General features: G+C 67.5%; 26 protein-coding genes. 10 read left to right on the top strand and 16 right to left on the bottom strand.

Annotation, left to right across the window (positions count from 1 at the left end; all coding sequences use genetic code 11):
* Positions 1–22: 22 nt before the first annotated feature.
* Positions 23–1,216: a GGDEF domain-containing protein gene (locus BoBH3_RS17710; RefSeq protein WP_262332158.1), complete on the bottom strand. Its 1,194-nt coding sequence runs from the start codon at positions 1,214–1,216 to the stop codon at positions 23–25.
* A gap of 128 nt (positions 1,217–1,344) precedes the next feature.
* Positions 1,345–2,046: a class I SAM-dependent methyltransferase gene (locus tag BoBH3_RS17705; protein ID WP_262332157.1), complete on the bottom strand. Its 702-nt coding sequence runs from the start codon at positions 2,044–2,046 to the stop codon at positions 1,345–1,347.
* A 320-nt stretch (positions 2,047–2,366) separates the two neighbouring features.
* Here BoBH3_RS17705 and BoBH3_RS17700 point away from each other — a divergent pair, with 320 nt between their 5' ends.
* Positions 2,367–2,648 carry a hypothetical protein gene (locus BoBH3_RS17700; protein ID WP_262332156.1) on the top strand — a complete coding sequence of 94 codons (282 nt, stop codon included), beginning with the start codon at positions 2,367–2,369 and terminating at the stop codon, positions 2,646–2,648.
* Between the two features lie 145 nt (positions 2,649–2,793).
* Positions 2,794–3,669, top strand: a complete 876-nt coding sequence (locus tag BoBH3_RS17695; RefSeq protein WP_262332155.1) for a transglutaminase family protein — start codon at positions 2,794–2,796, stop codon at positions 3,667–3,669.
* A 47-nt stretch (positions 3,670–3,716) separates the two neighbouring features.
* Here BoBH3_RS17695 and BoBH3_RS17690 read toward each other — a convergent pair whose 3' ends face one another.
* From BoBH3_RS17690 to BoBH3_RS17680, 3 genes are all read right to left on the bottom strand, one after another.
* Positions 3,717–5,291 (bottom strand): histidine kinase dimerization/phosphoacceptor domain -containing protein, encoded by a 1,575-nt coding sequence (locus tag BoBH3_RS17690; protein WP_262332154.1) that lies wholly within the window; start codon positions 5,289–5,291, stop codon positions 3,717–3,719.
* Positions 5,292–5,373: 82 nt separating this feature from the next.
* Positions 5,374–5,979 (bottom strand): sigma-70 family RNA polymerase sigma factor, encoded by a 606-nt coding sequence (locus BoBH3_RS17685; protein WP_262332153.1) that lies wholly within the window; start codon positions 5,977–5,979, stop codon positions 5,374–5,376.
* On the bottom strand, positions 5,966–6,190 hold the full coding sequence (locus BoBH3_RS17680) for a NepR family anti-sigma factor (RefSeq protein ID WP_262332152.1): 225 nt from the start codon (positions 6,188–6,190) through the stop codon (positions 5,966–5,968). The genes BoBH3_RS17685 and BoBH3_RS17680 overlap by 14 nt, the downstream gene beginning before the upstream one ends.
* A 213-nt stretch (positions 6,191–6,403) precedes the next feature.
* On the opposite strand from BoBH3_RS17680, the gene BoBH3_RS17675 reads away from it, so the two are divergent.
* Together BoBH3_RS17675 and BoBH3_RS17670 are read left to right on the top strand one after the other, a co-directional pair.
* Entirely contained in the window at positions 6,404–7,198 is a 795-nt protein-coding gene (locus tag BoBH3_RS17675) for a response regulator (protein ID WP_262332151.1), read from the top strand.
* A gap of 159 nt (positions 7,199–7,357) precedes the next feature.
* Entirely contained in the window at positions 7,358–7,516 is a 159-nt protein-coding gene (locus BoBH3_RS17670) for a hypothetical protein (protein ID WP_262332150.1), read from the top strand.
* Positions 7,517–7,566: 50 nt separating this feature from the next.
* Here the strand turns inward: BoBH3_RS17670 and BoBH3_RS17665 are convergent, their stop codons facing one another.
* Positions 7,567–7,806, bottom strand: coding sequence for a hypothetical protein (locus tag BoBH3_RS17665; RefSeq protein WP_262332149.1), 240 nt, complete (start codon positions 7,804–7,806; stop codon positions 7,567–7,569).
* 118 nt (positions 7,807–7,924) lie between these two features.
* Between BoBH3_RS17665 and BoBH3_RS17660 the strand changes: the two genes are divergently transcribed.
* Complete coding sequence (locus BoBH3_RS17660) at positions 7,925–8,401, top strand: DUF992 domain-containing protein (RefSeq protein ID WP_262332148.1); 477 nt, start codon at positions 7,925–7,927, stop codon at positions 8,399–8,401.
* Positions 8,402–8,560: 159 nt separating this feature from the next.
* Positions 8,561–8,932 carry a response regulator gene (locus BoBH3_RS17655; RefSeq protein WP_262332147.1) on the top strand — a complete coding sequence of 124 codons (372 nt, stop codon included), beginning with the start codon at positions 8,561–8,563 and terminating at the stop codon, positions 8,930–8,932.
* A 38-nt stretch (positions 8,933–8,970) separates the two neighbouring features.
* Here BoBH3_RS17655 and BoBH3_RS17650 read toward each other — a convergent pair whose 3' ends face one another.
* From BoBH3_RS17650 to BoBH3_RS17625, 6 genes are all read right to left on the bottom strand, one after another.
* Positions 8,971–10,377, bottom strand: a complete 1,407-nt coding sequence (locus BoBH3_RS17650) for a sensor histidine kinase (RefSeq protein ID WP_262332146.1) — start codon at positions 10,375–10,377, stop codon at positions 8,971–8,973.
* 109 nt (positions 10,378–10,486) lie between these two features.
* Positions 10,487–10,867 (bottom strand): hypothetical protein, encoded by a 381-nt coding sequence (locus BoBH3_RS17645; protein WP_262332145.1) that lies wholly within the window; start codon positions 10,865–10,867, stop codon positions 10,487–10,489.
* Between the two features lie 51 nt (positions 10,868–10,918).
* A complete protein-coding gene (locus BoBH3_RS17640; RefSeq protein ID WP_262332144.1) occupies positions 10,919–11,287 on the bottom strand; it encodes a DUF883 C-terminal domain-containing protein in 369 nt (122 codons plus the stop codon).
* A 117-nt stretch (positions 11,288–11,404) separates the two neighbouring features.
* Positions 11,405–12,532: an AI-2E family transporter gene (locus BoBH3_RS17635; protein WP_262332143.1), complete on the bottom strand. Its 1,128-nt coding sequence runs from the start codon at positions 12,530–12,532 to the stop codon at positions 11,405–11,407.
* Positions 12,533–12,626: 94 nt separating this feature from the next.
* The gene (gene polA, locus BoBH3_RS17630) at positions 12,627–15,668 is read right to left on the bottom strand and encodes a DNA polymerase I (RefSeq protein ID WP_262332142.1); all 3,042 of its coding nucleotides are present in this window, start codon (positions 15,666–15,668) and stop codon (positions 12,627–12,629) included.
* A 196-nt stretch (positions 15,669–15,864) separates the two neighbouring features.
* A complete protein-coding gene (locus BoBH3_RS17625) occupies positions 15,865–16,797 on the bottom strand; it encodes an aldo/keto reductase (RefSeq protein WP_262332141.1) in 933 nt (310 codons plus the stop codon).
* 207 nt (positions 16,798–17,004) lie between these two features.
* Here BoBH3_RS17625 and BoBH3_RS17620 point away from each other — a divergent pair, with 207 nt between their 5' ends.
* A complete protein-coding gene (locus BoBH3_RS17620; RefSeq protein ID WP_262332140.1) occupies positions 17,005–17,844 on the top strand; it encodes a universal stress protein in 840 nt (279 codons plus the stop codon).
* 48 nt (positions 17,845–17,892) lie between these two features.
* Here the strand turns inward: BoBH3_RS17620 and typA are convergent, their stop codons facing one another.
* Both typA and BoBH3_RS17610 read right to left on the bottom strand, forming a co-directional pair.
* Positions 17,893–19,716, bottom strand: coding sequence for a translational GTPase TypA (typA, locus tag BoBH3_RS17615; protein WP_262332139.1), 1,824 nt, complete (start codon positions 19,714–19,716; stop codon positions 17,893–17,895).
* A 277-nt stretch (positions 19,717–19,993) separates the two neighbouring features.
* Positions 19,994–21,280, bottom strand: coding sequence for a TAXI family TRAP transporter solute-binding subunit (locus tag BoBH3_RS17610; RefSeq protein WP_262332138.1), 1,287 nt, complete (start codon positions 21,278–21,280; stop codon positions 19,994–19,996).
* A gap of 149 nt (positions 21,281–21,429) precedes the next feature.
* Between BoBH3_RS17610 and BoBH3_RS17605 the strand changes: the two genes are divergently transcribed.
* The 3 genes from BoBH3_RS17605 to BoBH3_RS17595 all read left to right on the top strand — a co-directional run bounded on the left by BoBH3_RS17605 (position 21,430) and on the right by BoBH3_RS17595 (position 25,368).
* Entirely contained in the window at positions 21,430–22,113 is a 684-nt protein-coding gene (locus BoBH3_RS17605; protein ID WP_262332137.1) for a phosphoribosylanthranilate isomerase, read from the top strand.
* Positions 22,110–23,327, top strand: a complete 1,218-nt coding sequence (trpB, locus tag BoBH3_RS17600; RefSeq protein WP_262332136.1) for a tryptophan synthase subunit beta — start codon at positions 22,110–22,112, stop codon at positions 23,325–23,327. The genes BoBH3_RS17605 and trpB overlap by 4 nt, the downstream gene beginning before the upstream one ends.
* A gap of 100 nt (positions 23,328–23,427) precedes the next feature.
* On the top strand, positions 23,428–25,368 hold the full coding sequence (locus BoBH3_RS17595; RefSeq protein ID WP_262332135.1) for a glycosyltransferase family 2 protein: 1,941 nt from the start codon (positions 23,428–23,430) through the stop codon (positions 25,366–25,368).
* On the opposite strand, the gene BoBH3_RS17590 is transcribed toward BoBH3_RS17595, so the two are convergent.
* Positions 25,313–25,909, bottom strand: coding sequence for an SCO family protein (locus BoBH3_RS17590; protein WP_262332134.1), 597 nt, complete (start codon positions 25,907–25,909; stop codon positions 25,313–25,315). The genes BoBH3_RS17595 and BoBH3_RS17590 overlap by 56 nt on opposite strands.
* Positions 25,910–25,948: 39 nt before the next feature.
* The gene (locus BoBH3_RS17585; RefSeq protein WP_262332133.1) at positions 25,949–26,125 is read right to left on the bottom strand and encodes a hypothetical protein; all 177 of its coding nucleotides are present in this window, start codon (positions 26,123–26,125) and stop codon (positions 25,949–25,951) included.
* Positions 26,126–26,143 lie beyond the last annotated feature (18 nt).

Below are 26,143 nucleotides of genomic sequence, written 5' to 3'. Positions count from 1 at the left end.
CTGCGAGATCAAGCCAGGATTTCTATTGCAGGCGCAGCGGACCACCGCCGGCCGCGCGGCCATCGATCACCGCACGCTGTGAAGCGATGACGCAGAGCGACTTGCCGCGCGACTTCGCCTGATAGAGCGCCCCGTCGGCGGCGGCCATCAGGCTCGTCATGTCCCGGCCATGCTCGGGCGCGAGCGCGATGCCGACGGAGGCGCCGATATTGAGCGTATCGCCACTGTCGAGCTCATAGGGTTTGGAGACCTCGCTGACGATGCGTTCGCCGAAGCGCTGAAGCTGGACACGCTCGGTCTGCTCGGAGAGCACGACGAACTCGTCGCCGCCGATGCGGGCCGCGATGTCCGAGCTGCGGACGAGGCCGCGCAGCCGCTCGGCGACCAGTTGCAGCAGCGCGTCGCCCGCCATGTGACCGTAGTTGTCGTTCACGGCCTTGAAGCCGTCGAGATCGAGATAGACCAGCGCCAGACCGCGCGGGGCCGCTTCGGCGCCGAAGCGCGTGGCGAAGGCCTTGGCCAGTCCGGCCCGGTTGGAGAGGCCGGTGAGCATGTCATGGCGCGCGTGGAAGGCGTTCTCGCGCTCGGAGCGCATGGTCGAGATCAACATCGCGTTCAGCTTGTAGGCAGCCGCCATCATGCTGACGAGGTACAGCGGCGCCTGCATCAGGCTGACCAGCATGATCGGCTCGCCGGCGAAGGGCGCGGCCAGGGCGACGGGGCCGAGCGTCAGCACGATCATGGCCCCGGCCATGCGCGGCGCGCCGAAATTGCGGAAGCAGATGCCACCCACCATCGCAGCCGCGGAGAGGCAGGCCAGCGCGCCCACGACCCAGTCTCCGCTCGTCAGACTCAGGAAGGTGCCTACGCCGACGCCCGCGGCCCAGGCGACGCCGAGCAGGAGGTAGATGTCGGTCGGCGTCGATTCGCCCCGGGCGGCCCGGCGGCGCGCCGCCACCAGCACGATGAGGCGCAGCGCGCAGCAGACGATCTCGAAGGCGCACCAGAGCACGAAGGGCAGCGTCGGGATGCGCCAGGCGATCAGGACGGAGACGGCCAGGGAGTTGATGACGCCGCCGGCGAAGATCGGAAGCGTTCCGAACAGGCTGGCGACGAGCGCCCCTCGTATGTCCGGCGGGACGTCCGGGCCCGAATCAGCCAGCCAGCGCGTCAGGCGCCAGCGAGGCAGGCTGAAACGGTGGACGGGGGGCGTCATAGGCCGGTCCGGCTCCTCGGCGGGCGAGCGGGCGGCATTCTCCCCGCGCTGCCGCTGGGTAACAGCGAGACCTTACCAATCGGTATGAGGAATGGCGCGGATCGCTACCGATCCTGTGCGAAGCGGCTTCAGCGCGCCTGCCGGTAGACCCAGACGCGGGCCGGCGGGATGTTGCGCAGCACCCAGTCCGAGACGAAGGCCTTGAGGCCCGATCCCTTGCGGGGCACCGGCGAGATCACCGAATAGGTAAACTGAATGAAGGGCGCCCCTTCGACGAGAAGCGGGAAGGCCTCGCGCGCCAGCGCCGCCCGGACAGCCGGCGGGCGCGTGGCCAGCGGCAGGCTGGAGACGAGCGCGATCGCCTTCTCGTCGAGATGACCGGCGAGCGTCGTCGAGAGGGCATAGGCATCGCCCTGAACCACGGTGGCCCGCGGAAAACGCTCGCGCAGCAGCGCGCAGAATTCGGGGCTGTATTCGACGAGGATCAGCCGTTCCTCTGCGATGCCGCGCTCGATCAGCGCTTCGGTGACAGGGCCAGTTCCCGGCCCGATCTCGATCACCGGCCCGGGCAGCTCGGGATCGACGAAGGAGGCCATGCGCCGCGCCAGCGCCGGGCTGGACGGCGTCACCGAGCCGGTGCGCAGCGGATTGTCGATCCAGGATTTGATGAAACGGGCCTCGTCGCCAAGCTTGACCTTAGCCTCGCTGAATCGGCTCCGGACCTTCTCGGCGGTGTTGCGGACCTCGCTCTCGACCTTGTAGCGAACCGCCGTCACCTTGAGGCGGGCCTCGGCGACGCTATCGACCAGATCGGCGGCGGTCACCCGCATCTCGCCTTCCAGCCGGGCCGCAACACGGCTCTGGCCGAGGCGGGCCGCGAGGGACGTGGCACGCGCAGATCGATGACGAACCGTCGAAGTCATGACACCCCTTGACCGCCGAGCGCGCGCCTGACGCGGCCGAACGTTACCTGCGCGCCATATGGGGTCAAGTACGGGCGCACGCCAAGCCCTTTTCGCTCCCCTCCGCGGCGCCGGAGCTGCGGCGGCGCTCGCAGCTCTTCCACAGACCGGCGGAACCGCAGCGGCAGTCGGGCGTTTTATGCATGAGAAACGGCCCGTTCCGGGCTGGAATGCGATGGGAGACACACATGCTGAAGAGCAGCCTCGCCCCCGCCGCGCGAGCTTTCCTTTTCTTCGGGTTCATGGGCGCGGCCGTCACCGGCCTGACGCTCGGGGCCGATCTGCAGCTGCCGACCGACCAGAGTTCGACCACCGTCGCCCTCGCCAAGGGCGATCGCGGCGAACAGGGCGCTGACCTGCGCTTCGCCGCCGCTCCCGTCGACCGCGGCCAGCACATCGCTCGGCGCTCCATCGCCTCGCCGACGCAACAGGCGATGGCCGGTTCGATCGAGGCGGGCGTCATTCGGTAAATCAGACGTCTCGTTTCGTTCGGGAAGCAAAAGTCATTGCGGGAACCAAGAGCTTTCTCGCACGTTTCAAACATGGCGCGGCCCTCGCGCCGAACTTCAAGAGCCGCCTCTGGCGGCTTATTTTTTTGGCCCCCGGCAACACCGCATGCTTCTGCACATCCGACACGCGACGACCTATCGCTATGGTGCCCCTGTCGCCTTCGGCCCTCACCGGCTGATGCTGCGCCCGCGCGACTCATTCGACCTGCGCGTGGTCGACACGGCCCTGTCGATCTCTCCACAGGCGAGCCTGCGCTGGATGCACGATGCCTATGGCAACCCCGTCGCCATCGCCAATTTCGCGCGCGAGGCCGACACGCTGGAAATCGTCAGCATGCTCACCTTGCAGCGATTCGGCCCGGCCCTGCCCCGGGCGGAGATCCAGCCCGAGGCGGTGCTGACGGGCGTGGTCTACAGCGAGAGCGAGAGAGCGGTGCTCCAGCCCTTCCTCACGCTCGCCGCGGCCGATCCAGACGGGCGGCTCGACCGCTGGCTCGAGGATTTCCGTGCACGGATCGGCCAGGGCTCCGGCCATCTCCTGCGCGACCTCGCCCATGCGATCCATGACGGGCTGGGCTATGCGCTGCGTTATGACGAGGGCACGCAGCATCCGCTCGACACGCTCGACCTCGGGAGCGGCTCCTGCCGCGACTATGCCTGGCTGTTCATCGAGCTCGCCCGGCGCATGGGCTTCGCCGCGCGCTTCGTCACGGGCTACATCCATGACCGGCCGGAACAGGGCGGCGGGCTCGTGAGCGCGGTGGGACTGACCCATGCCTGGGCGGAGGTCTTCATTCCCGGCGACGGCTGGGTCGAATTCGACCCGACGAACGACCTCGTCGCCGATCGCCAACTCCTGCGCGTCGCGGTCGCACGCGTGCCGGAGGATGCCTCGCCGGTCACCGGCAGCTTCACCGGGCCGGCCGGTTCGTTCCTCGGCCTGAGCGTCGGCGTCACGATCGAGCCGGCCGATACGCCCTGACCAGAGCGCCGCCCTAGGACGCTCCGCATTCCAGCGCCCGCAGGCGCTCAGGCGCCATGCCGCAGGCGCCAGCGCCCCAGCCGCATTCCGTCCGGCTCCGCGGTCTGCTCCGCCTCGATCTGCGCGAGCAGGCCGGCAAAGAGACGCGGCGGCGCGGCGTGGCTGATCGGGCGGTCGGCATCAAGCCCGACCTCGATCGTATTCTCGTCGATATCGATCACCGTCACGGTGATCGCGGTGCCCGGCGTGCTGCGCAGGGCGCGCGAGGCCACATCGGCCACCAGGAAGCCGAGCGGAATGATGCGGTCGACCGAGAGGGTGGCCGCAGTATCGATCACGCCTGTGACATGCTGCTCCCGGCCCCGGATGAGGTTGGAGATCATCGAGACGACGTCGGCGAGGAAGAGATCGACCCGGACGGGCTGCATCTCGCCATCGGCCAAAGTGAAGCGATAGGCCGCCGACAGCACATGGACGCGGCATTCCGCATCGGCCAAAGCGAGGCGGGCTTCGTCGCGATAGTCCCGCTTGCTGAGGCCGATATAGCTCTGGACGACCTGCAGGCTGTTCTTCACCCGGTGATGCAGCTCGCGCACCAGGAAGCGATTGTCGTCGAGCGCCGTCTGCAGCCGGCGCTGGCGCACCTCCTGCTCATCGACCATGGCGTTGAAGGCCTCGGCGACGCTGCGGATATCGTTCGGCATGTCCGCAGAGACCGCCGCGCGCGCCGAAGCCGAGTAGGTCCGCGCCCTCGCCGCCGCCTCGATGCCGCGCAGCCAGCGGACGCAATGCTTGTCGATGGCGCGCAGGTAGACGAAGCAGAGCAATGCCAGCGTCAGCAGCGGCGCCAGCAGCAGGACGTAGAACTGCAGCCGCGCCGCCCGCTCCGGCCCGTGATCGAAGCTGGCCACCACGTAAAAATCGGGCTCGGCGACCATCCGTGCGGCGTAGACTCGCTCGATTCCCGCCCGGCTCGACGCCGTCCAGCGCTCGCGGCCTTCGGGGATGCGGTCCCGCGCAGGCAGCCACGAGACATCGCTTTCCGGCCCCCGGCTCACCACGACGCCGGTGCCACGGCCGATCAACGCAACGTTCATGCCCAGCCCCTCGCCGCCGAGGTCGAACACGTTCTCAAGAAGGTCCGGATTGGTGAGGAGCAGCGCCTCCCGCAGAGTGCTGCCCGTTGCAGTGGGGTTCACGGCCAGCACGGCGAGATAGCGCCGGCTCCCCAAAGTCACCTGATCATAGCGAATCCTGCCGAGATCGGCGCCGTTCCAGACCGGGGCAAACGGGCGCGCCGCGAGCTGCGCGGCTATGGTGTTCAGCTCTTCTTCCGAGGGCCCGTCATCGAGCGCCCCCGTACAGAGGCGCCCGTCTGCGGTGCGCAGCAGAAAGGCCCGGAAACCGATCACGCGCGCCATCGTCGCGCGGCCGGCATCCGCGCAGATGGTGGATTCGACGCGCGGGTCGCTCGCCACCGTCCCGAAGGCCAGCAGAGAGCGCAACGCCCCGCGATACCAGACGCGCGTGCGAACGGCGAAATCGTCGATCGCCCGCGCCTGCGAAACCTCGATGGCGGCGATCGCGGCGCGGTAGGTCGCGAAAGCCGCCAGAGCGGTCACGCAACCCACGGGGACGGCAATCACAACCAGAAGGGCCAGAAGCCGCCCCCTGACCGTCGTGAACCGCGCCAGACGCATTGCCTTATGAGCCGATGATTTCGGAACCAACCCTTTGCATGGCGGCCGCGCTGGTGCGATCCGGCCCCAGGTCGTCGACACCGCCGATCGAAAGCAGCTCGGCGAGCTTGGTGCGGGCGCGGTTGACGCGGCTCTTGATCGTACCGATCGCCACGCCGCAGATCTCCGCGGCCTCCTCGTAGGACAGCCCCGTCGCGCCGACCATGATCAGGACCTCGCGCTGCTCCTCGGGGAGCTTCGCCAAGGCCTTGCGGAAGTCGGCGAGGTCGAGATGGCTTTCCTGGTTGCCATGGGTGGCCATGCGCTCGGCATAGGTGCCTTCGCTGTCCTGCACCTCGCGGCCACGCTTGCGATAGAGCGAGTAATAGGTGTTGCGCAGGATGGTGAAGAGCCAGGCGCGCAGGCTCGTTCCCGGCTCGAACTTGTCGGAATTGCCCCAGGCCTTCAGCAGCGTATCCTGCACGAGATCGTCGGCGAGCTGCATGGAGCCCGAGAGCGAGGCGGCGAAGGCGCGCAGATTGGGAATCTCGCGGATCAGGCCGTCCTTGAAGTCCTTGGCCTGCGCTTCGGTCCGCTCGGTGGTTCGGGGGGCGGTTTCAGTTGCGCTCATCGGTCGACGCTCCGGCTGCGCGCTGTTCGGTCGCCTCGAGCTGAGCCAGCAGCACGAGAAATTTGTCCGGCACGGGGGCGTTGACGATATCGTCGTAGTGAGCCTTCAGCGAACGGCCAATCGATTCCTGCACCTTCGGATCCAGAACCATATCGAAGTCGTCGTTATCGCCTTCGCCTGTTTCCGGCATTGCTGCATCCACACGGTTCATTTCAGCCCTCGCACTCCGCCACGCCCGCTTTTGCAGCGGTTCCCAGGCTTCGTTCTTCTCTCGGCGAAACCAGGGCCAGACGGCGGTGGCGACACCAATGCGCCTTAACAACAGGCCCCACCCGTAAAGGTTCCATGCCTCGCGAAAAATAAATTTCTTTGTCCAGCGCGCATCCTAAGCCATTATTCCACCACGAAAAACGGGACGCGTTCAATGTCGATTGCAAAAGAAATTGCGCCTCATCTTCCTTATCTGCGCCGCTTTGCCCGCGCACTCTGCGGCACGCAGCCGAGCGGGGATGCCTATGTGGTCGCCATGCTGGAAGCGCTGGTCGCCGATCCTTCGAGTTTCCCGCGCGGGATCGACCCGCGGATCGGGCTCTACCAGATATTCCTTAAGCTCTGGTCATCGGCGAGCGTCGAGCTGACAGGCTCGGTGGTCGAGCTGTCGCGCGCGCCGGCCGAGCGCAACCTCGAAGCGCTGACGCCCCGCCCGCGCCAGGCCTTCCTGCTGCGCACCGTCGAAGGCTTCTCGCTCGACGAGGTCGCGACGATCATGCGCGTCAGCACCAGCGAAGCCGCGACGCTCGTCCAGACCGCGGGGCAGGAGATCGCAGAGCAGGTCGCCACCGATGTGCTGATCATCGAGGACGAGCCCATCATCGCGCTCGACATCGAGACCATGGTGGAGGAGTTGGGCCACACCGTCACCGGCGTCGCGCGCACGCAGCGCGAGGCCATCGCGCTGGTCGCCAAGAAGCGCCCCGGGCTGGTGCTCGCCGACATCCAGCTCGCCGATGGCAGTTCCGGGCTCGATGCCGTCAATGAAATCCTGACCTCGATCGACGTGCCGGTGATCTTCATCACCGCCTATCCCGAGCGTCTGCTGACCGGCGACCGCCCCGAGCCGGCCTTCCTGATCACCAAGCCGTTCCAGCCCGAGGCGGTGAAGGCGGCGATCAGCCAAGCGCTCTTTTTCGACCGGCGCGCCGGCCGCAAGGCCGCCTGAAACGGCACGCTCCGAAGCTTGTGAAGCCCGCGGTTCGCCGCGGGCTTTTCTTTATCTCGATATTAGGCTTTGTTCCTGCATGAGCGCGGGAACAAGCCGGGTTCAACGGCGTTGCGCGTGTCAGTTCGAGTTGGTTGTGCGGGAGGCGTAGAGATGGCGATGACCTGCGTTTCAGCGGCGATCGCGGCAACTTCGATCGCGACAGCGCTGTTCTCCGGAATCATTCAGCCCGGGGCACCGGGATCGGAGATTCTCTCGCTGGCGCTGGCCGGCCTCACCGGCATCACCATCGCCGGCGCATCAGCTCTCGACGGCTGACGGCAAGGCTCCGCCACAGCATCCCGTCGCGCCGCGCCGCCTTCGCCGGATCAGGGTTTCAATTCGTTTGCACTGAGCCGGAAGCGCTCCCGGAGGGCTTCCTCCGGCGCCGGCTCGCCGACGAGGCGCGGACCAGCCCGACGCGCAGCCATGACGATCAGCGCCGCCTCGCGATCGAGCCCGCTCGAAATCAGGTCCTCGAGTTCCCAGAACGGCGGCAGCAACGCCTCGGCCTCGCCGGCCGGAGCGGCGAATGTCGATGTTTCCCCAAGGAGGCGGCTCACGGACATCGAGGTTCCCATCCCAAGATGAAGCGCCAACGCGACAGCTGTCTTACAGTTCCCCCTAGACCGGAACTGTGGGTATGTTGAGGCGTTTTCATTTGGCCGCGTCCTAGGAACCTATGAGATGAAAATCGGCCGCCCCCGTCTCGTGACCGCCATGGCCCTGCTCGGACTGCTGGGGCTGCCGTCTGCCGCTGAGGCACAGACTGACGGCCCTTCCGCCGGCCGGCTTTCCTGCACCGTCGGCGGCGCGCTCACCCCCATCACCACGGCACAGAAGCCGATGGAATGCCGGTTCCGCCCCCGCCGCGGGCCGATCCAGCACTATACCGGCATCGTCCAGGGCTTCGGGCTGGACCTCGGATCGATCCGGAACCCGATCATGGCCTGGCGCGTCCACGGCCCTTACGCCCGCGCCTCGCTCGGCGCACTGGCCGGATCCTACAAGGGCGCACCGGCCGGAGGCGGCAATCTGACCGGCGGCGCGGATAACGCCGTGACGCTGCGTCCGGCGCCCTTCCAGAGCAACCGCGGGGTCAATGCCGCCGTTGGCGTGAACGCTCTCGAACTCACGCTGATTCCGCCCAGCCGCAGGCGTTGATCGCGGCTCGGGGAGAAGAATTACCTTTTGCTAATCTCGCTCCGGCAGAATCAGCCCGGCTCGGTGCTTTTTGCCTTGGTCAGCCCCGGGCAGGAACATCGCCGATCCTGTGACGTTGGGGTGACGTGACAGGTTTGCGAGTGAGCGAGAAGCCGATCGATGGCTATTAGCGTTCTGATTGTCGAGGATGATCCCTTCATCGCCATGGACATCGAGTCCGCGGTGGCTGAGCAGCTTGGCGACGCCGCCGAGCTGATCGTCGTCGAATCCGTCGCGGAGGCGAAGCGAGCTGCCGACAAGGGCTGCTCCTGCGCCCTGCTCGACATCGATGTCGTCGGCGGCAAGACCTATGACGTCGCCAGCGCGCTGCTGCAGCGTGGTACGCCGTTCGCGTTCGTCTCCGGTTCCGCGCCGCACGAGCTTCCGCCGGCGCTGCGGGCTGCCCGGTTCCTGCGCAAGCCTTTCTCCACCCACGAGATCACCGCCTTCGTGACGAGCGTCATCGGCAGCGGGCAGGCCGAGACCGCCTGAACACGAGCGCCTGAGCGCCTGCCGCTGAACCCCGCGGGTCAGCGCGCAATGTCGGCTTTCGCCTGCGTCACCGGGCTCGCCCTCTTGGGGAAGGTCACCAAGACGCGCGTGCCGGGCCGCTCCGCATCCTCCCGAAGGGGCTGCACGCTCATCGTCCCGCGCATGCTGCGCAGCAGGCTCGCGATCACGGTCTGGCCCAGCCCCTTGTTGTCGACCTCGGACTGCAGGCCGACACCGTCATCCTCGATGGACATTGCGAGCGCCGGCCCGTCCTCGCTCCCGGCCCAGGCGAGGCGGATGGTGATCCGGCCCGACATGCCCTCGGGGAAAGCGTGCTTGATCGCGTTGGTCACGAGCTCGTTGACGATGACGACGAAGGAGACGGCGTCTCTCCCGGGCAGGCGGATCGATTCCATGTCGAGTTCGATCCGGATCGGCCGGCCCTCGGCCGCCTTGCCGATCTCCGCCAGCAGGTCCTCCATATAGGGACGGGCATCGATCTCGTCGGTCTCGATATCGAGGCGCAGGCGCCGCTGGCCGGCAGCGATCGCCTGGATGCGCGACTGGGCCTGGGCGAGAGCGGCCTTGACCGCGGGCTCGCGTGACTGCCGGCTTTGCACGCTGAGCAGCGCCGAGACCATGGCGAGGTTGTTGCCGACGCGGTGATTGACGTCGCGCAGCAGTGCCTCGATGCGCAGGCGCTCGCCCTCGAGCTCGCGGGTGCGCTCGCCGACGATCTGCTCCAGCTCGGCATTGTTCATCGCAAGGGCCGCGCTGCGGCGCTGGCGGCGGCGCAATTGCTGCCAGGCGGCGAAGGCGAGCCCGGCCAGCGCGACGACGATGCCGCTCGAACCCCAGAGCCGGCGCCGCTCCTCTCGTCGATAGAGCGACATCAGGCGGATGTTCTCGTTTTGCTGGATCTCCTGCACCGTGTCGCGCATCCGGCCCATGGCTGCGCTTCCGCTCTCGTCGCCGACGAGCGCCAGCGCCTCGTCACGGCGCCCCGCCCGCACCAGCGTGATCGTGCGGTCGAGCTCCTCGAACTTGATGCGCATGGCCTCTCGCAGCCGTGCCACGCGTTCCTGCTGGGACGGATCGGCCTCGACGAGGGCGGCGAGGATGTCGAGTTCGGGCCCCGCCGCGGCGCGCCCCTCCGTGAACGGGTCGAGGTAATCTGCCTGACCGGTCAGAAGATAGCCGCGCTGGCCGGTCTCGGCATCGCGGATGCGCCCAAGGAAACGCTCTGCGCGCTCGCGGGTCTCGATCGCATGGGAGACGAGGTCAGCCGTCTGGCGCGCCTGCCGATTGATCCAGGCCGCGAGCACGACGGCAACCGCCACGACGCCGATCGCGATGATCGTAGGCGTCGCGGAGCGGAGCCGCATGCCGAAGGCCGGAAAGGCCGGGAGCGAGAGGCGGCTGAGCAGTTTCACCTGCCCGGACATGCCAGCCCTGCCAAAGGATGCATGCCGACATCCCTGAGGTCGGTGCCCGTCATGAGCACAGACCCTAACAAAGAAAGCGGCGTTACCGTGACCGGGCCGGCTGAGCCCGTCAGGCCTCCTCGTCGCCATCGTCACCGCCGGCGACGATTTGGCGGCCCAGGATCGCCCCCAGCACCACGACGCCACCAGCCAGAGCGATCCGCAAGCCCCGGCGCGAGCCGAGCAGCTTTGCCGCGAGCGGCGCGGCAGCGAAGGCGGCCGTCGAGACAGCCGGGCGCGGCGGCCGGCGGTGGCTCTTGACGAAGAGGGCCGTGAGAAAGGCGATCAGCGCGCCGCCGAGAAGGCCGCCGGCGATCCAGAGGCTCGCGGCGATCGCGCCGTAGCGCAGCTCCAGCAGCACATGCAGGGCATGCAGCGCATAGCCGCCGGCGCAGATCAGCAGAAGCACCCCAAAGCCATAGAGCCCCAGCACGACGAGGTTGCGCCTCACCGTGCCGGAGATCTCCGAGGTAATGAAAGATCCGATCCCCCCGAGCATCGGTCAGCGCGCCGAAAGGTAACCGATGAAGAGGCCCACGGCCGCCGCCAGGCCCAGCGCCCGCATCGGCCGCTCGCGGATCTCGTCCTCGATCAGCTGCTGCAGCTCGCTCGCCTGCTCGCGGGCGATATCGGCCATCCGGTCGGTATCGACGCCGACCGCGCGGAGCCGATCCGTGACCGTAGCCGCGATGTCCTCGGCGCTGCGCGTCAGCGTGTCCTCCAGGACGCTCGCCTGCCGCTTGGCGCGGGTTCCGGCGCGGCGCGCCTGGGACGTCGCCTCCTCCGCGAGCCCCTCGGCCGTTTCGATACCGGCCTTCGCGCGCTTGGCAGCGGCCGCCGCCTGACGTTTCGCGGATGTCGTGGTCGCCATGACGATCAAATCCCCGTCGTTCGTGTGTGGAGCAAATTTATCGGAAACACCTGCCGCAAGCAGAGCCCCGTCAGCTCGGCAACGCCGCTTCGGCAGCTTCTGTTCCCGGCAGGTCAATCAAGCGGTCGCGGCCTGTTCCCCGGCTTCGGCACTGGCCTTCTCGCGACGATAACGAGCGAATTCCTCCTGCGCCACCATCCCGACGATCACGATGGGCGTGGACAAGACCGCGCCGATCGGCCCCCAGAGCCAGAGCCAGAAGATGAAGGCGATGAAGACCAGGAAGGGCGAGATCGTCAACCGATTGCCGACGAAGACGGGCGTGACCGCGTTGCCCTCGATCAGGTGGAAGACGTAATAGGCCGCCGCCGGCCAGAGCGCCGCGAGCAGTGTGGGTGCATCGATCAACGCGCCCGCCAGCAGCAGCACCGCGACGACGACCGGTCCTATGAAGGCGAGATAGTTGAGCAGGAACGCCAGCGCTCCCCAGAACAGCGGAAAAGGCAGCCCCGCCATCCAGGCGATCGCCATGGTCAGCACGCCCATGCCGAAATTGATCACGGTCACGAGCCCGAAGTAGCGCGCGACGCGGGCCTCGATCTCCTCGAAGAAGGAGCCGGCGGACCGGCGCGCGTCGCGCCCCAGGCACAGGCGCAGAACCCGCGCCTTGAGATGGCGCCGCGTCGCCAGCCAGAAATAGACCGTGGCGACGAAGATCAGCAGGCCGCCCGCAGCCGTCGAGGAGGTCAGCGCGATGTCGAAGAGAGGATTGCCCTGCGAGACGCTGAGTTCGGCGCCCTTGCCGGTCATCGAGGCGATACCGCGCTTGAATTCGTCCATGAAGGCGAAGACGCCGGCGAGCTTGGACTCGAACGCGGCCAACATGGCCGGCGCCTGGTCGCTCCAGCCGGCGACAGGCACGGCCAAGACACCGACCGCGCCGAATAACAGGCCGATGAAGAGCAGGACCACCATGGCGGCCGCGGCATGCTGCGGCACGCCGTAACGAACCAGCCAATCCACCAGCGGGCCGAGCACGAGGCCGAAGATCACGCCGGCCACCACCGGCATGGCGACGGTCTTCGTCAGGGCCAGCGACGCTGTCGCCAGGATGACGAAGATGCCAACGATAGCATAGCGGACGATGAGATCGTGCTCATAGGGCGTGACCTCCTCGGTTTCCTCCGCGGGCTCCGGCTCCGCGAGATAGCGCGGAAACGGCCTCCAGGCCGATGAGCTGAGCATTTTTTTCAGCGCGCCGCGCGCGCCCCCCGCTGCGCGCTCTCTCGCACGCCGGAAGGTTAAACGCCGGAGGGAGCCGCTGGTTCCGGCTTCCGGATCAGTGCGCCTCGTCCCAGTTTGCAGCGGCCCGCGCCTCGACGGCGAGCGGGACCTTGAGCGTGACGGCCGGATGCGGCGCATCGACCATCACCTTCTCGATCACCGGCAAGGTCTTTTCGACCTCATCCTCCGGCACCTCGAAGACCAGCTCGTCATGGACCTGCAGCAGCATGCGGGCATTGAGCCGGCTGGCGGCGAGCGCCGCATCCATGCGGACCATGGCGCGGCGGATGATGTCTGCGGCCGAACCCTGGATCGGCGCATTGATCGCCTGGCGCTCGACGAAAGCGCGCTCGGACGGGTTCTTCGATTCGACAGCCGGAAAATGGCAGACGCGGCCGAAGATCGTCGTGACCTGGCCATGGACGCGGACATGGGTCTTGGTCTGGTCCATGTAGTCGCGGATGCCGGGGAAACGCTCGAAATACTTGCGGATATAGGCGCCCGCTTCCTCACGGCCGATGCCGAGCTGGTTGGCGAGGCCAAAGGCCGAGATGCCGTAGATGATGCCGAAATTGATCGCCTTGGCCCGCCTGCGCACCTCGCTCGGCATGCCCTGGACGGGCACGCCGAACATCTCGGACGCCGTCATCGCATGGATGTCGATGCCGTCGGCGAAGGCCTGACGGAGCTGCGGGATCTCAGCGATATGGGCGAGGATACGCAGCTCGATCTGGCTGTAGTCGGCCGAGACCAGCTTGTAGCCGCTCGCAGGCACGAAGGCCGTGCGGATCTTGCGGCCGGCATCGGTGCGGATCGGGATGTTCTGCAGGTTCGGCTCGGATGAGGAGAGCCGGCCCGTGGTCGTCGCCGCCAACGCGAAGGAGGTATGGACCCGGCCCGTCTGCGGGTTGACGTAGCCCGGCAGCGAATCCGTATAGGTCGACTTGAGCTTGGCGAGCTGGCGCCATTCCAGAATCTTCGAAGGCAGCGCATGGCCCTGCTCGGCGAGCTCCTCCAGCACGCCGGCACCCGTCGCCCATTGGCCGGTCGCGGTCTTCTTGGCGCCGGCCAGTCCCATCTTGCCGAAGAGGATGTCGCCGAGCTGCTTGGGGCTGCCGATGGTGAACTTCTCGCCGGCGATCTCGTAGATCTCGTCCTCCAGCCGGGCCAGCCCCTGGGCGAAATCGCCGGAAAGGCGCGAGAGGATCTGCCGGTCGATGGCGATGCCACGCTTCTCCATATTGGCGAGCACGGCGACCATCGGCCGCTCCAGCACCTCGTAGACGGCCGTCTTCTTCTCGGCCGCCAGCCGCGGCTTCAGCGCGAGCCAGAGCCGGAGCGTGACGTCGGCATCCTCGGCGGCATATTCCGTCGCCTTGTCGAGCGGCACCTTGTCGAAAGTGATCTGCGCCTTGCCGGTGCCGGCGACCTGCGCATAGGGAATCGTCTCGTGGCCGAGATGGAGCTCCGAGAGCTTGTCCATGCCGTGGCTGTTGTTGCCGGCATCGAGCGCATAGGAGATCAGCATCGTGTCCTCGATCGGGAACACGTCGAGCCCGTGGCGCGCCAGCACCAGCAGGTCATATTTCAGGTTCTGGCCGATCTTGAGCACGCCTGCGTCGGCGAGCAGCGGCTTCAGCGCCGCGACTGCTTCCGCGAGCGGGATCTGGTCGGCCAGAAGCCCCTCGTCAAAGAGCCCGCCATCACCGGCGCGATGCTGGAGCGGGATATAGCAGGCGCGGCCGGGCGCGACCGAAAGCGAGACGCCGACGAGATCGGCCTGCATCGCGTCGAGCGAGTTGGTCTCGGTGTCGAGCGCGACATGGCCGGCTTCATAGGCCCAGCCGATCCAGCGTTCGAGATCGGCGAGCGTGCGCACGCATTCATAGGTCGAGCGGTCGATCCTGGCGGCGACGGCCTCGTTCTTCCGCGCGGCGGCGAGATCGGTCGGCTTCATCCAGCCGGCGGCCCCGCCCGTCGCCTCGGGAAGCGTCGCCGTCGGCGAAGGCATGGCCGGGGTGGTGTCCGAGACGGCATCCTCGATCGCGTCCGCACCGGCATAGAGCGCCTTGAGCTCGGCCGCGCGGGAGCCGCCCGGCGCCAGCGCCGGGTCGGCGTCGATCGCCGCCGCATCCGCCTCATAGGCCTCCGCGACGCGCTTGGTGATGGTGGTGAACTCCATCGCCTTGAGGAAGGCGACAAGCTTCGCCGGATCCGGCTGTTCGAGCGTCAGGTGCTCCAGCGGCGTCTCGACCTTCACGTCGTCGACGAGGCTGACGAGCTTGTGGGAGAGGCGGACCTTCTCGACCACCTCGGGGTTGGTCAGCGTCTCGCGGCGCTTGGGCTGCTTGATCTCGCCGGCCCGCGCAAGAAGCGTTTCGAGATCGCCATATTCGCCGATGAGCTGCGCGGCCGTCTTGATGCCGATGCCGGGGGCACCGGGCACGTTGTCGGTGGCGTCACCCGCCAGCGCCTGCACATCCGTGACCTTGTCGGGCATGACGCCGAAATACTCGACGACCTCGGGCTCGCCGATGCGGCGCTCGGCGCGGAAGCCCGCACCCTTCTTCTGGTCGCCGGAGGCGGGATCGTACATGGCGACGCCCGGCCGGACGAGCTGCATCAGATCCTTGTCGGCCGAGACGATCAGGACGTCGGCGCCGGCCTCGCGCGCCTGCTTCGCATAGGTCGCGATCAGGTCGTCAGCCTCGTAGACATCCTGCTCGACCGGGATGAGCCCGAAGGCGCGCACGGCCTCGCGCATCAGCGGGAACTGCGGGATCAGATCGGCCGGCGGTTCGGAGCGGTTGCCCTTGTAGGCCGGGTAGATCGCCTTGCGGAAGGAGTTCTCCGACTTGTCGAAGACGATGGCGAGATGGGTCGGCCTGACGCCGAGCACACCTTCGCGCACGAACTGGAAGAGTTTCGTCGCGAAGAGCCGGACCGCGCCTGACGGCAATCCGTCCGAGCGGGCGTTGTATTTCCGGTCCTGGTTGATCGACTGGAAATAGGCCCGGAAGATGAAGTTCGAGCCGTCCACCAGGAAGAGGTGGTCGCCGGGCTTCAGGGCGGGGGCGGTGGAGGCTGCATCGCTCATGGCGCGGACCATAAGCGGGCCGGCGCGGCCGGTCCATGGCGGGCGGGCATGCCTGTGCACGAAGCTGTCAGGAATGACAGCCCGCCGTCATGCTCGGGCTTGACCCGAGCATCTCTGGACAAGGAGTCTCTGGAGCATCCTCCGGCCTGAGATTCTCGGGTCCGCGCTGTGCGCGGCCCGAGAATGACGATCGGCCTTATTTCACGATCCCGTCGATCTCGGCCAACTCTTCCGCCGTCAGCGCCCAATCCGCGGCCTTCACATTGGCGGCGATCTGCTCGGGCTTGGTCGCGCCGGCGATGACGCTCGACACCACGGGTTGGGCCGCCAGCCAGGAGAAGGCGAGCTCGACCAGCGTCTTGCCGCGCGCCTCTACGAAGGCGGTCAGCCCTTCGATCCGGCGCCAGTTATCCTCGCTGAAGATCTGGCCGGCGCGCTCGGGCAGCTTGGTCAGGCGCGCGCCTTCCGGCATCGGGGCATTGCGCTTGTACTTGCCGGTGAGCGCGCCGTTGGCGAGCGGGAAATAGGGCAGCAGCCCCATGCCGTAATGGGCGATGGCGGGGATCAGGTCGGCTTCTGCGCCGCGCTTCAGCAGGCTGTATTCGTCCTGCGCCGAGGCAAAGCCATTGAGCCCGAGATCGCGCGCGGTCCATTGCGCATCCGCGACCTGCCAGGCCGGCATGTTGGAGCAGCCGATATAGCGGACCTTGCCCTGGGTCACGAGGTCCTCGAAGGCGCGGAGCGTCTCGTCGATGGGGGTGAGCGGGTCCGGCTTGTGGAACTGGTAGAGGTCGATCCAGTCGGTCTTGAGCCGGGTCAGCGATTCCTCGACCGCGTTCATGATGTAGCGGCGCGAGCCGCCCTCGCCGCCATGGAACATCTTCATGCCGAACTTGGTGGCGAGCACGATGTCCTTGCGGCGGGCGCCCAGAACCTGGCCGAGGCAGGTCTCCGAGCCGCCCTCGACGCCGTAGATGTCGGCAGTGTCGAACAGCGTGATGCCGTGCTCGATGGCGGCATCGACGACCTTGCGGGTGGCTTCGAGGTCGATCCGCCCGCCGAAATTATTGCAGCCGAGGCCGACGAGCGAGACGCGCAGGCCCGAGCGGCCGAGATTGCGAAATTGCATGGCAGTGATCCTCCTCCGGAAGGCGCACACAGGACCAGAGCGGGAGCGGGGCGGCAAGCGCGCCCGCCGTCATCGGCGCACTGCGCCGGGCGCAAGGCTGAGCCCCGCGCAGACCGAGCCCGGCCGCATTTTGACCCAGCGCAAAGCGATGGCAGGATGATCTGCCAAGGTGGCTCCCAGAAAAAGGCAAAACGGACGGAGACAACAATGGCCCTATCGATCAAGAGCGTCTTCACCGCCTATACCGAGGAAGGCGAGGGCGAGCATGAGTTCGCCGTCGGCTATGCGCTGTCGCTGGCGCAGCGGGCCGGGGCCCATCTGACGATCCAGGCGGCGGCCATGCGCTATGCCGTGCCGGCCACGCTCATCGGCGATTTCGGCACCGCCTTCATCAGCGCCGAGAACCGCCGCATCGGCAAGCTGGCCGACCGCTTCGCAGCGCTCGCCAGGACCAGCGCCGATCTCGCCGGCGTCGCCACCTCCATCGAGACGCCGCAACTCGTCTATGCCGAGCTGAGCGAGCGGCTCGTCGCCCAGGCGCGCATCCACGACCTCAGCGTTCTGGACCAGGAGAAGAATGCGGCGGAGCGCGACCGCGGGCTGATCGAGGCCGCGCTGTTCGAAAGCGGCCGGCCTGTCATCATCGTGCCGCCCGGCATCGAGACCTTCACGGCCAAGCGCATCCTCATCGCCTGGGACGGCAGCGCCGCGGCGGCCGCCGCCGTCGGCGAGGCGCGACCCTTCCTGCCCGGCTCCGAGGTCGAGATTCTGTCCGTGACCGGCGAGAAGGATCTGTCGCGGGTCGTGGCCGGGGCGGAGCTCGCGCCGCATCTGTCGCGACACGGCGCGTCCGTCACCGTCAGCAACGTTTCGCTGTCGGCAGGGGCCGACGTGGCGGAGACGATCCGCAAGGCGGCCAAGGCCTTCCGCGCCGATCTCATCGTCTGCGGGGCCTACCAGCACTCCAGGCTGCGCGAATGGCTGCTCGGCGGGGTCACCCAGTCGCTGCTGAAGTCCACGCCGGCGCCGATCCTGATGAGCCACTGACCGGCGCAGACATGAAAAGGGCCGCCCAGAAGGGCGGCCCGATCATCTTCAGGCCACTTCGGCCTTCTGCTTCTGCGAGCGCTTGCGCTCGTTGGGGTCGAGGACGCCCTTGCGCAGGCGGATCGACTTCGGCGTCACCTCGACGAGCTCGTCATCGTCGATCCAGGCCAGCGAGCGCTCGAGCGTCATGCGGATCGGCGGGGTGAGGCGCACGGCCTCGTCCTTGGAGGTGGTGCGGATGTTGGTGAGCTTCTTGCCCTTGAGCACGTTCACCTCGAGATCGTTCTCGCGGGTGTGCTCGCCGACGATCATGCCCTGATAGACCCTCCAGCCCGGCTCGATCATCATCGGGCCGCGATCCTCGAGGTTCCACAGCGCGTAGGCCACGGCCTCGCCCGTCTCCATCGCGATCAGCACGCCATTGCGGCGGCCGGCGATCTCGCCCTTGTAGGGCAGATAGGCGTGGAACAGCCGGTTCATGATCGCGGTGCCGCGCGTGTCGGTCAGCAACTCGCCCTGATAGCCGATCAGGCCGCGGGTCGGAGCATGGAAGACGAGGCGCAGGCGATTGCCGCCGGAGGGACGCATCTCCAGCATGTCGGCCTTGCGCTCGGCCATCTTCTGCACGACGACGCCGGAATGCTCCTCGTCGACGTCGATCACGACCTCCTCGATCGGCTCGAGAAGCTGGCCGGCCTCGTCACGCTTCAGCACGACGCGCGGACGCGAGACGCCGAGTTCGAAGCCCTCGCGGCGCATGGTCTCGATCAGAATGGCAAGCTGGAGTTCGCCGCGTCCGGAGACGATGTAGCTATCCTTGTCGGTCGCTTCCTCGATCTTCAGCGCGACATTGCCCTCGGCCTCCTTGAGCAGACGGTCGCGGATGACGCGGGTGGTGACCTTGTCGCCCTCGGTGCCGGCCAGCGGCGAGTCGTTGACCGAGAAGGTCATGGAGACGGTCGGCGGGTCGATCGGCTGAGCCTTGATCGGCTCGGTCACCGACGGGTCGCAGAAGGTGTCGGCGACAGTGCCCTTCACCAGGCCCGCGATCGAGACGATGTCACCCGCGACGGCTTCCTCGATCGGCTGGCGCTCGATGCCGCGGAAGGCGAGGATCTTGGAGATGCGCCCGGTCTCGACGGTCGAGCCGTCACCCGAGAGGACCTTGATCGTCTGGTTCGGCTTCGCGGTGCCGGAGGTGACGCGGCCGGTGATGATGCGGCCGAGATAGGGGTTGGCCTCGAGCAGCGTCCCGATCATGCGGAACGGGCCCTCCTCGACATTCGGCGCCGGCACATGCTTCAGGATGAGGTCGTACATCGGGGCCAGGCCCTGGTCCTGCGGGCCTTCCGGCGAGTCGGCCATCCAGCCCTGCTTGCCCGAACCGTAGAGGATCGGGAAGTCGAGCTGCTCGTCGGTGGCGTCGAGCGCCGCGAACAGGTCGAACACCTCGTTGATGACTTCGGTGGTGCGGGCGTCCGGCTTGTCGACCTTGTTGATCGCCACGATGGGACGCAGGCCGAGCTTCAGCGCCTTCGAGACCACGAACTTGGTCTGCGGCATCGGACCCTCGGCGGCATCGACCAGCACGATGGCGGAATCGACCATGTTCAGGATGCGCTCGACCTCACCGCCGAAATCGGCGTGGCCGGGGGTGTCGACGATGTTGATGCGCGTGTCCTTCCAGACGACCGAGGTCGCCTTGGCAAGGATGGTGATGCCGCGCTCCTTCTCGAGGTCGTTGGAGTCCATCACGCGCTCGGCGACACGCTGGTTGTCGCGGAAGGCGCCGGACTGCTGCAGCAGCTTGTCGACGAGCGTGGTCTTGCCGTGGTCGACGTGGGCGATGATGGCGATGTTGCGCATGGACATGCGTGTGTAGCCTTGCTTTCATGGCCACGAGCCGGCCAGGTCCCAACCCGGTCGGCGCAGCCCTTAGATTTGAGAATCTGGAATTCGCTGCGCTGCACATAAACGCTGGCGGCCGTTTCGGCAACCGCGCCGATGACCTGCGCTTCATCGAAAGGTGAATGCGCCAGAGCACGCGCCGATCAGATTGCGCAGGAATCCGATCGGATCACGCGTTCTCGCTCAAGAGTGTAGAGGCGGATTCACCGATCAGGTTGATTTAACCTGATCGGATCCGGCTCTAGTCTTCGGCCAGCGCCCGCTGCCGTTCCGCCACCGCACGGCCGACCTGATCGATGGCGAGCCGGTATGCGGCGAGCGCGGCGGTGTCGAGGTCGCCCTTGGCGTAGTCGCCGAGCACGCGGGTCAGGATCAGATCGGCCTCGCGGCCGAGCCGGGAGAGTTCCGCCTCGTCCTCGGTGGAGCGGATCGTGGCCAGCAGCACCAGCAACTCGTCGAGGCCCGCCATGGCGCGGCGGCGGCGATTGGCGCTCTCGCGGCTGAACACCGCCGCCCCGCCCGTGCCGAGCGCCGAGAGCGCCATGGCGCCGATATAGAACCAGTCGCCATAGCGGTCGAAGAAGGTCTCCTGCTCGCCGTCGATATAGGCGGCAGCGCCCGAATGGACCGGCAGCGGCGCATCCTTGTCAGTGGAGGGGGTCTCCAGTGCCTGGATCGAGGGCAACTCCGCCGCGAGCGTCAGCCTCAGGCCCAGGATGTCCTTGGTCAGCTCGCCGACCAGATTGTCGTCGAGGCTCTGGGAAGCGAAGAGACGCGAGGTGATCGAGATGGTCTGGAGGCTTTCCGCCGGCCGAGGCGGATCGCCGCCCAGCGCGCCGCGCACGATCTCGCCCGTCTCGACGGCGCGGTCATGCGCCGCGAGCGCCGCCGCCTCGCGGACCGGGATCAGGACCGGATCCTCGCCCCAGGCGGAGCGCAGCCGGCGCAGGCCCTCGTTGTTGGTGTGAGAGCCGACAGCATTGATCGAGAAGAAGGCGTCGATGCGCTTCTCCTTCGCGGCCGGCAGGACCTCGTCCTGGCCGAGACCGACGATCTCGACCTCCTCGGCACGGACCTCGTACTGCGCCAGCACGCGCTTCAGCAGCGCGACATTGCCTGACGGGCTGCGGACCACCCCGACCTTTCGGCCGCGCAGATCGGCAATGCGGCCGATGGCGGTTTCCTTCGTGGTGATGAAGAAGGGAAAGGTGCGCCGCGTGACCAGCACCGTATCGGCGGTGGAGGGGATGGCGATGTCCGGCCGCAGCATGGCGAGATCGGCCTCGCCGGCATCGATCTTCCGGGCGCTGTCGGCAGAGCCTTCCGTCATGATGAGGCGCAGGCGGATCGACGCCTTGTCGCGGTTCAGACCCTGGACGAAGGCCGCCGCCATGCGCGCATCCTCGGAGCCGAGCGGACCGACGGCGAGCCGCAGCGTGCGCGGCTGGTTCAGATAATAGAAGGTCGCCGCGACAAGGCCGCCGAGGGCCATGAAGCCCCCCAAGAGCGCCAGACCGCGCCTGCCCATGCCGAGCCGCATCAAAGCCGCAATCCCCACCTCACCCGTGCAGCATGGCTTCCTTCGCGATCATGTCGCAAGTGCGGCAGCTGCGGAACCAGGCCCGTCGTGACCGGATTCTCCTTTCCTTTCCGGCCCGATGCTCTAAAGCGCTGGCGATGCCGAATTCCTCTGCCTTCGCGATCAAGATCTGCGGGCTCTCGACGCCCGAGACGCTGCGCGCGGCGCTCGACGCCGGCGCGGACATGATCGGGCTCAACTTCCATCCGAAGAGCCCGCGCTTCGTGACGCTGGAGCGCGCGATCGAACTGGCCGAGATCGCGCGCGGCAGGGCCGAGATCGTGGCGCTGATCGTCGACTGGGACGAGCGGCAGGCGGCAGAACTCGTCGAAGCATTGAAGCCCGACTGGCTGCAGCTCCACGGCCGCGAGACGCCCGAGCAGACCGCCGCGATGCGCCGCGCCGGCGGGCTGCCGGTGATGAAGGCGCTCGGCATTTCCGAGGCCGCGGACCTGAAGACCGTCGCCAGCTATCGCGACGCCGCCGACCGCATCCTGCTAGACGCCAAGCCCCCGAAGGATGCCGCCTATCCCGGCGGCCATGGCCGGCCCTTCGACTGGGGCCTGCTCGCCGATCTCGACCCCGGCATTCCCTTCATGCTATCGGGCGGGCTCGATCCGGCCAATGTCGCCGAGGCGATCCAGGTGACCCATCCGCAGGGCATCGACGTATCAAGCGGCGTCGAAAGCGCGCCGGGCGTCAAGGATCCGGCCCGGATCGCGGAATTCATCGCGGCAGCCCGCAAAGCCGCTGCGGCCATACAAAAAGGTTCACCGGCATGAACGCGCCTTCCAGCCCCAACAGCTATCGCAACGGCCCCGACGAGAACGGCCGCTTCGGAATGTTCGGCGGCCGCTTCGTCGCCGAGACGCTGATGCCGCTCATCCTCGAGCTGGAAGAGGCCTACAACGCCGCCAAGGCAGACCCGGCCTACTACGCCGAGATGAACGACGGGCTGAAGCACTATGTCGGCCGGCCCTCTCCGCTCTATTTCGCCGAGCGGCTGACCGAGCATTTCGGGGGAGCGAAGGTCTACCTCAAGCGCGAGGAGCTGAACCACACCGGCTCCCACAAGGTGAACAACGTGCTCGGCCAGATTCTGCTGGCACGGCGCATGGGCAAGAAGCGCATCATCGCCGAGACCGGCGCCGGCCAGCACGGCGTCGCCACCGCGACGCTGTGCGCACGCTATGGGCTGGAATGCATCGTCTATATGGGCGCGGTCGACGTCGCCCGGCAGGCACCGAACGTCTTCCGGATGCAGATGCTCGGCGCCACCGTCGTGCCCGTCGAATCCGGCACCAAGACGCTCAAGGACGCAATGAACGAGGCGCTGCGCGACTGGGTGACCAATGTCGCGACGACCTTCTACTGCATCGGCACCGTCGCCGGCCCGCATCCCTATCCGGCCATGGTGCGCGACTTCCAGTCGATCATCGGCAAGGAGACCCGCGAGCAGATGCAGGAGGCCGAAGGGCGCCTGCCGGACTCGCTGATCGCCTGCATCGGCGGCGGCTCCAACGCGATGGGGCTGTTCCACCCCTTCCTCGACGATCCGTCCGTCGAGATCTACGGCGTCGAGGCCGCAGGCCACGGCATCCCGAGCGGCATGCATGCCGCCTCGCTGACCGGCGGGCGGCCGGGCGTGCTGCACGGCAACCGCACCTTCCTGCTGATGGACGATGACGGGCAGATCAAGGACGCCCATTCGATCTCGGCCGGACTCGACTATCCCGGTATCGGCCCGGAGCATTCCTGGCTGCATGATGTCGGCCGGGTGAAGTACCTCTCCGCCACGGACGAGGAGGCGCTGGAGGCGTTCCAGCTGATCTCCAGGCTGGAAGGCATCATTCCCGCGCTGGAGTCCGCGCATGCGCTGGCGCGCGTCGCCGAGCTCGCCCCGCAGAAGCCGAAGGACCATCTGATGGTCGTCAACCTGTCGGGACGCGGCGACAAGGACATCCCCCAGGTGGCCGAAATCCTCGCCAGCCGCTGATCCGACGGCCCCGCCAAAAGTCGGACGAGCCCGCTCTCGACTCGCCTCGCGGATACGCTAACGTAACGTCATCCGGGATATTCTTGCCGGACAGTGATGCGTGGCGTGGAGACCGGGGCCGGTGGGGGGCAACGGCGACGATGGTAGCCCGGCGATGGCCGGGAGCGGCCCAGCCGGCCTGCCGCCGGAGCTGGCGTTTCTGGCACGCCATGGCGTTGCCCTGCCCGGGCTCACGCAGGCCGCCGCGCGGGCGGCACGCGGCCGTAGCGAGCCCGTCCGCGAGGCGATCGGGCTGGGCCTGATCGACGAGGACAGCTTCTACCGTGCCCTCGCGACGGAACTCGTCCTGCCCTTCCTGGCGGAGAGACCGATGCTGCGGGCCGGCGGCAGCTACGGGGCCATCCTGCGCGGGGGCATGGCGCCTGCGGCCGGGGATCCCCGCTTTCGCTTCGTCATAGCGCCCGAAGGACCGAGCCTGCGCCGGCTGCTCCAATCCGGACCGCCCCGGCAGGGCGATGTCGCGATCACGACGCCACGGCTTTTCGAGAGCGGCCTGCGCGCCGCCAACGCCCCCGCTATCGCGCAGCACGCGGCCGGGCTCGACGAGGCTGGGCTCGTCCGCGACAGCGCCCGCACGGGGGCCAGCCGTGGCCAGGTCGTGGCGACCGGCATCAGCCTTGCCGCGGCGGCGCTTGGCGGCATCTTCGCGCCGCTGCAGAGTTTCTTCGCACTCGCTTTGCTGCTCGGCCCGATCTTCCTCGGGCTGATCCTGCTGCGCCTGGCCGCGGCGGTGGAGCGCTCCTGGCCCGATCTCTGGCGCACGCAGCGCTGGCGCCTCGATGACAGCCGGCTGCCGGTCTACACCGTCGCCGTGCCGATGTACCGGGAGGAGAGGGTTCTGCGGCAGATGCTGCGGGCACTGTCGGCGCTGGACTACCCCACGGCCAAACTCGATATCCGGCTGCTGATCGAAGCCGATGATACGGGCATGCGGACTGAGCTCGCGCGCATGCACCTGCCGGCGCATGTCTCGGTCACGGTCGTGCCGCCCGGCGAACCGCGAACCAAGCCGCGAGCCCTGAACGTCGCCCTGCTCGAAGCGCGCGGAACGCTCTTCACCATCTTCGACGCCGAGGATATTCCCGATCCGCAGCAGTTGCGGCTGGCGGCGGCACGTTTCCATCGGGCGCCGGACGATCTGGCCTGCCTGCAGGCCCGGCTGGTGATCGATCATGCCGAAGAGGGCCTGCTGCCAAGCCTGTTCGCGCTGGAATATGCCGGGCTGTTCGAGGTGATCAATCCCGGACTCCTGCGCGCGGGGCTGCCGATCATGCTCGGCGGCACCTCGAACCATTTCCGCACCGAGGTGCTCAGGGCGCTGGGCGGTTGGGATGCCTGGAACGTCACCGAGGACGCCGACCTCGCGGTGCGGCTCGCCAGGGCCGGCTATCGCATCGGCGACCTGCCTTCAGAGACGCGCGAGGAGGCGCCTGTCACGGTCGGGGCGTGGCTCCGGCAGCGCTCGCGCTGGATCAAGGGCTACATGCAGACGGTCGTGACGCATTCGCGCAGGCCCCTCACGCTCCTGCGCGAGGCTGGTTTCGCCGCGACCTTCGCCTTCGCCTCGCTGGCTCTGGGCACGATCGTGACGGCGCTCGGCTACCCGTTCTTCGCGATCGCTGCCGCTTTCGCGTATTGGGATGGCTCGCTTTTCGCCCCGGCCGACGCCTTCGCGACTTTTACCGCGGCTTTCGCCCTGGCGATCTGGCTTTTCGGCACGCTCGCGCTCTTCCTGCCACCTGCCCTCGCCGCATTGCGACGCCCGGGCCTGCTGAAGCTGCTACCGCTCCTGCCGCTCTATTACGCGCTGGTCTCGATCGCGGCCTGGATGGCACTCTACGAGTACTTCGACCGGCGCTTTACCTGGAACAAGACGGAACACGGCCTGGCGCGCCGGAGGGCGCCACCGGCACCTGCCGAGGCTGTCAGCTATGACGCAGCCATTCCGCTGCCGCCTGCGCCGGAGGCTGTTCGATATTGAAGGCGCCGATGAAGCTGCCGTCCTTGCCCATCAGATAGACCAGCGCGGTGTGGTCCATCGTGTAGTCGCCGTCCTTGAGCGGCACCTTCTTGGCATAGGCGCGATAGGCCTTGATGACGGCGTCCACTGCGGCCCTGTCGCCGCTCAGGCCCACGATGCGGGGATCGAAGGAGCCGAGATAGCTCTTCATCGTCTCGGGCGTGTCGCGCTCGGGATCGACCGAGATGAACAGCGCCTTGAGTTTCTTCGCCTTTTCTCCCTCGCCGGCGGCGCGCAGCGCTTCCGAGATTTCGAAGAGCTTGGTCGGGCAGACATCCGGACAATGGGTGAAGCCGAAGAAGACCAGGAAGGGCGAGCCCTTCAGATCCGTGTCCGAGAGCGGCTTGCCCTCCTGCGTCGTGAGGGTGAAGGGACCGCCGACGCTCGCCACACCGCTGCCGCCACCCTGGCGATTGGGCGAGAAGGTCAGGAAGGCGGCCACGGCCAGCGCGAGCGCGCCGGCGAAGAACACGATGAGGGGCAGGAGAAGGCGACGATTCACGGGGAGGCTTCTTTTCGGCCGGGGGCTAAGGGTCTGGCCCTAAAAACAGGCGACGATGGCGGCGATGAGCCCGTCGGTGAAGAGCCGATCGCCCTCACGCCACCACAGCAGCAGGCCGGCGAACAGCAGGGCGACGAAGCCCCCGCCGAGCAGCATGAGCCCGGCGCGGCTCGAAGAGCCCGCTTCAGCCTCTGTTGTCGGGTCCGTCTGCGTCATGCACGCATCTTATCGTCC

Source organism: Allobosea sp. BH3, assembly GCF_025499465.1.
GTDB lineage: Bacteria > Pseudomonadota > Alphaproteobacteria > Rhizobiales > Beijerinckiaceae > Allobosea.
Note: the sequence above shows the minus strand (reverse complement) of the source record. Positions and strands in the feature narration are given on the sequence as shown.

Coding starts and splice junctions, on each gene's coding strand:
- BoBH3_RS17710 (WP_262332158.1), bottom strand. CDS start 1,216: ATGACGCCCCCCGTCCACCGTTTCAGCCTGCCTCGCTGGCGCCTGACG.
- BoBH3_RS17705 (WP_262332157.1), bottom strand. CDS start 2,046: ATGCGGGTGACCGCCGCCGATCTGGTCGATAGCGTCGCCGAGGCCCGC.
- BoBH3_RS17700 (WP_262332156.1), top strand. CDS start 2,367: ATGCTGAAGAGCAGCCTCGCCCCCGCCGCGCGAGCTTTCCTTTTCTTC.
- BoBH3_RS17695 (WP_262332155.1), top strand. CDS start 2,794: ATGCTTCTGCACATCCGACACGCGACGACCTATCGCTATGGTGCCCCT.
- BoBH3_RS17685 (WP_262332153.1), bottom strand. CDS start 5,979: ATGAGCGCAACTGAAACCGCCCCCCGAACCACCGAGCGGACCGAAGCG.
- BoBH3_RS17680 (WP_262332152.1), bottom strand. CDS start 6,190: ATGAACCGTGTGGATGCAGCAATGCCGGAAACAGGCGAAGGCGATAAC.
- BoBH3_RS17675 (WP_262332151.1), top strand. CDS start 6,404: ATGTCGATTGCAAAAGAAATTGCGCCTCATCTTCCTTATCTGCGCCGC.
- BoBH3_RS17670 (WP_262332150.1), top strand. CDS start 7,358: ATGACCTGCGTTTCAGCGGCGATCGCGGCAACTTCGATCGCGACAGCG.
- BoBH3_RS17665 (WP_262332149.1), bottom strand. CDS start 7,806: ATGTCCGTGAGCCGCCTCCTTGGGGAAACATCGACATTCGCCGCTCCG.
- BoBH3_RS17660 (WP_262332148.1), top strand. CDS start 7,925: ATGAAAATCGGCCGCCCCCGTCTCGTGACCGCCATGGCCCTGCTCGGA.
- BoBH3_RS17655 (WP_262332147.1), top strand. CDS start 8,561: ATGGCTATTAGCGTTCTGATTGTCGAGGATGATCCCTTCATCGCCATG.
- BoBH3_RS17650 (WP_262332146.1), bottom strand. CDS start 10,377: ATGTCCGGGCAGGTGAAACTGCTCAGCCGCCTCTCGCTCCCGGCCTTT.
- BoBH3_RS17640 (WP_262332144.1), bottom strand. CDS start 11,287: ATGGCGACCACGACATCCGCGAAACGTCAGGCGGCGGCCGCTGCCAAG.
- BoBH3_RS17635 (WP_262332143.1), bottom strand. CDS start 12,532: ATGCTCAGCTCATCGGCCTGGAGGCCGTTTCCGCGCTATCTCGCGGAG.
- polA (WP_262332142.1), bottom strand. CDS start 15,668: ATGAGCGATGCAGCCTCCACCGCCCCCGCCCTGAAGCCCGGCGACCAC.
- BoBH3_RS17625 (WP_262332141.1), bottom strand. CDS start 16,797: ATGCAATTTCGCAATCTCGGCCGCTCGGGCCTGCGCGTCTCGCTCGTC.
- BoBH3_RS17620 (WP_262332140.1), top strand. CDS start 17,005: ATGGCCCTATCGATCAAGAGCGTCTTCACCGCCTATACCGAGGAAGGC.
- typA (WP_262332139.1), bottom strand. CDS start 19,716: ATGTCCATGCGCAACATCGCCATCATCGCCCACGTCGACCACGGCAAG.
- BoBH3_RS17610 (WP_262332138.1), bottom strand. CDS start 21,280: ATGGGCAGGCGCGGTCTGGCGCTCTTGGGGGGCTTCATGGCCCTCGGC.
- BoBH3_RS17605 (WP_262332137.1), top strand. CDS start 21,430: ATGCCGAATTCCTCTGCCTTCGCGATCAAGATCTGCGGGCTCTCGACG.
- trpB (WP_262332136.1), top strand. CDS start 22,110: ATGAACGCGCCTTCCAGCCCCAACAGCTATCGCAACGGCCCCGACGAG.
- BoBH3_RS17585 (WP_262332133.1), bottom strand. CDS start 26,125: ATGACGCAGACGGACCCGACAACAGAGGCTGAAGCGGGCTCTTCGAGC.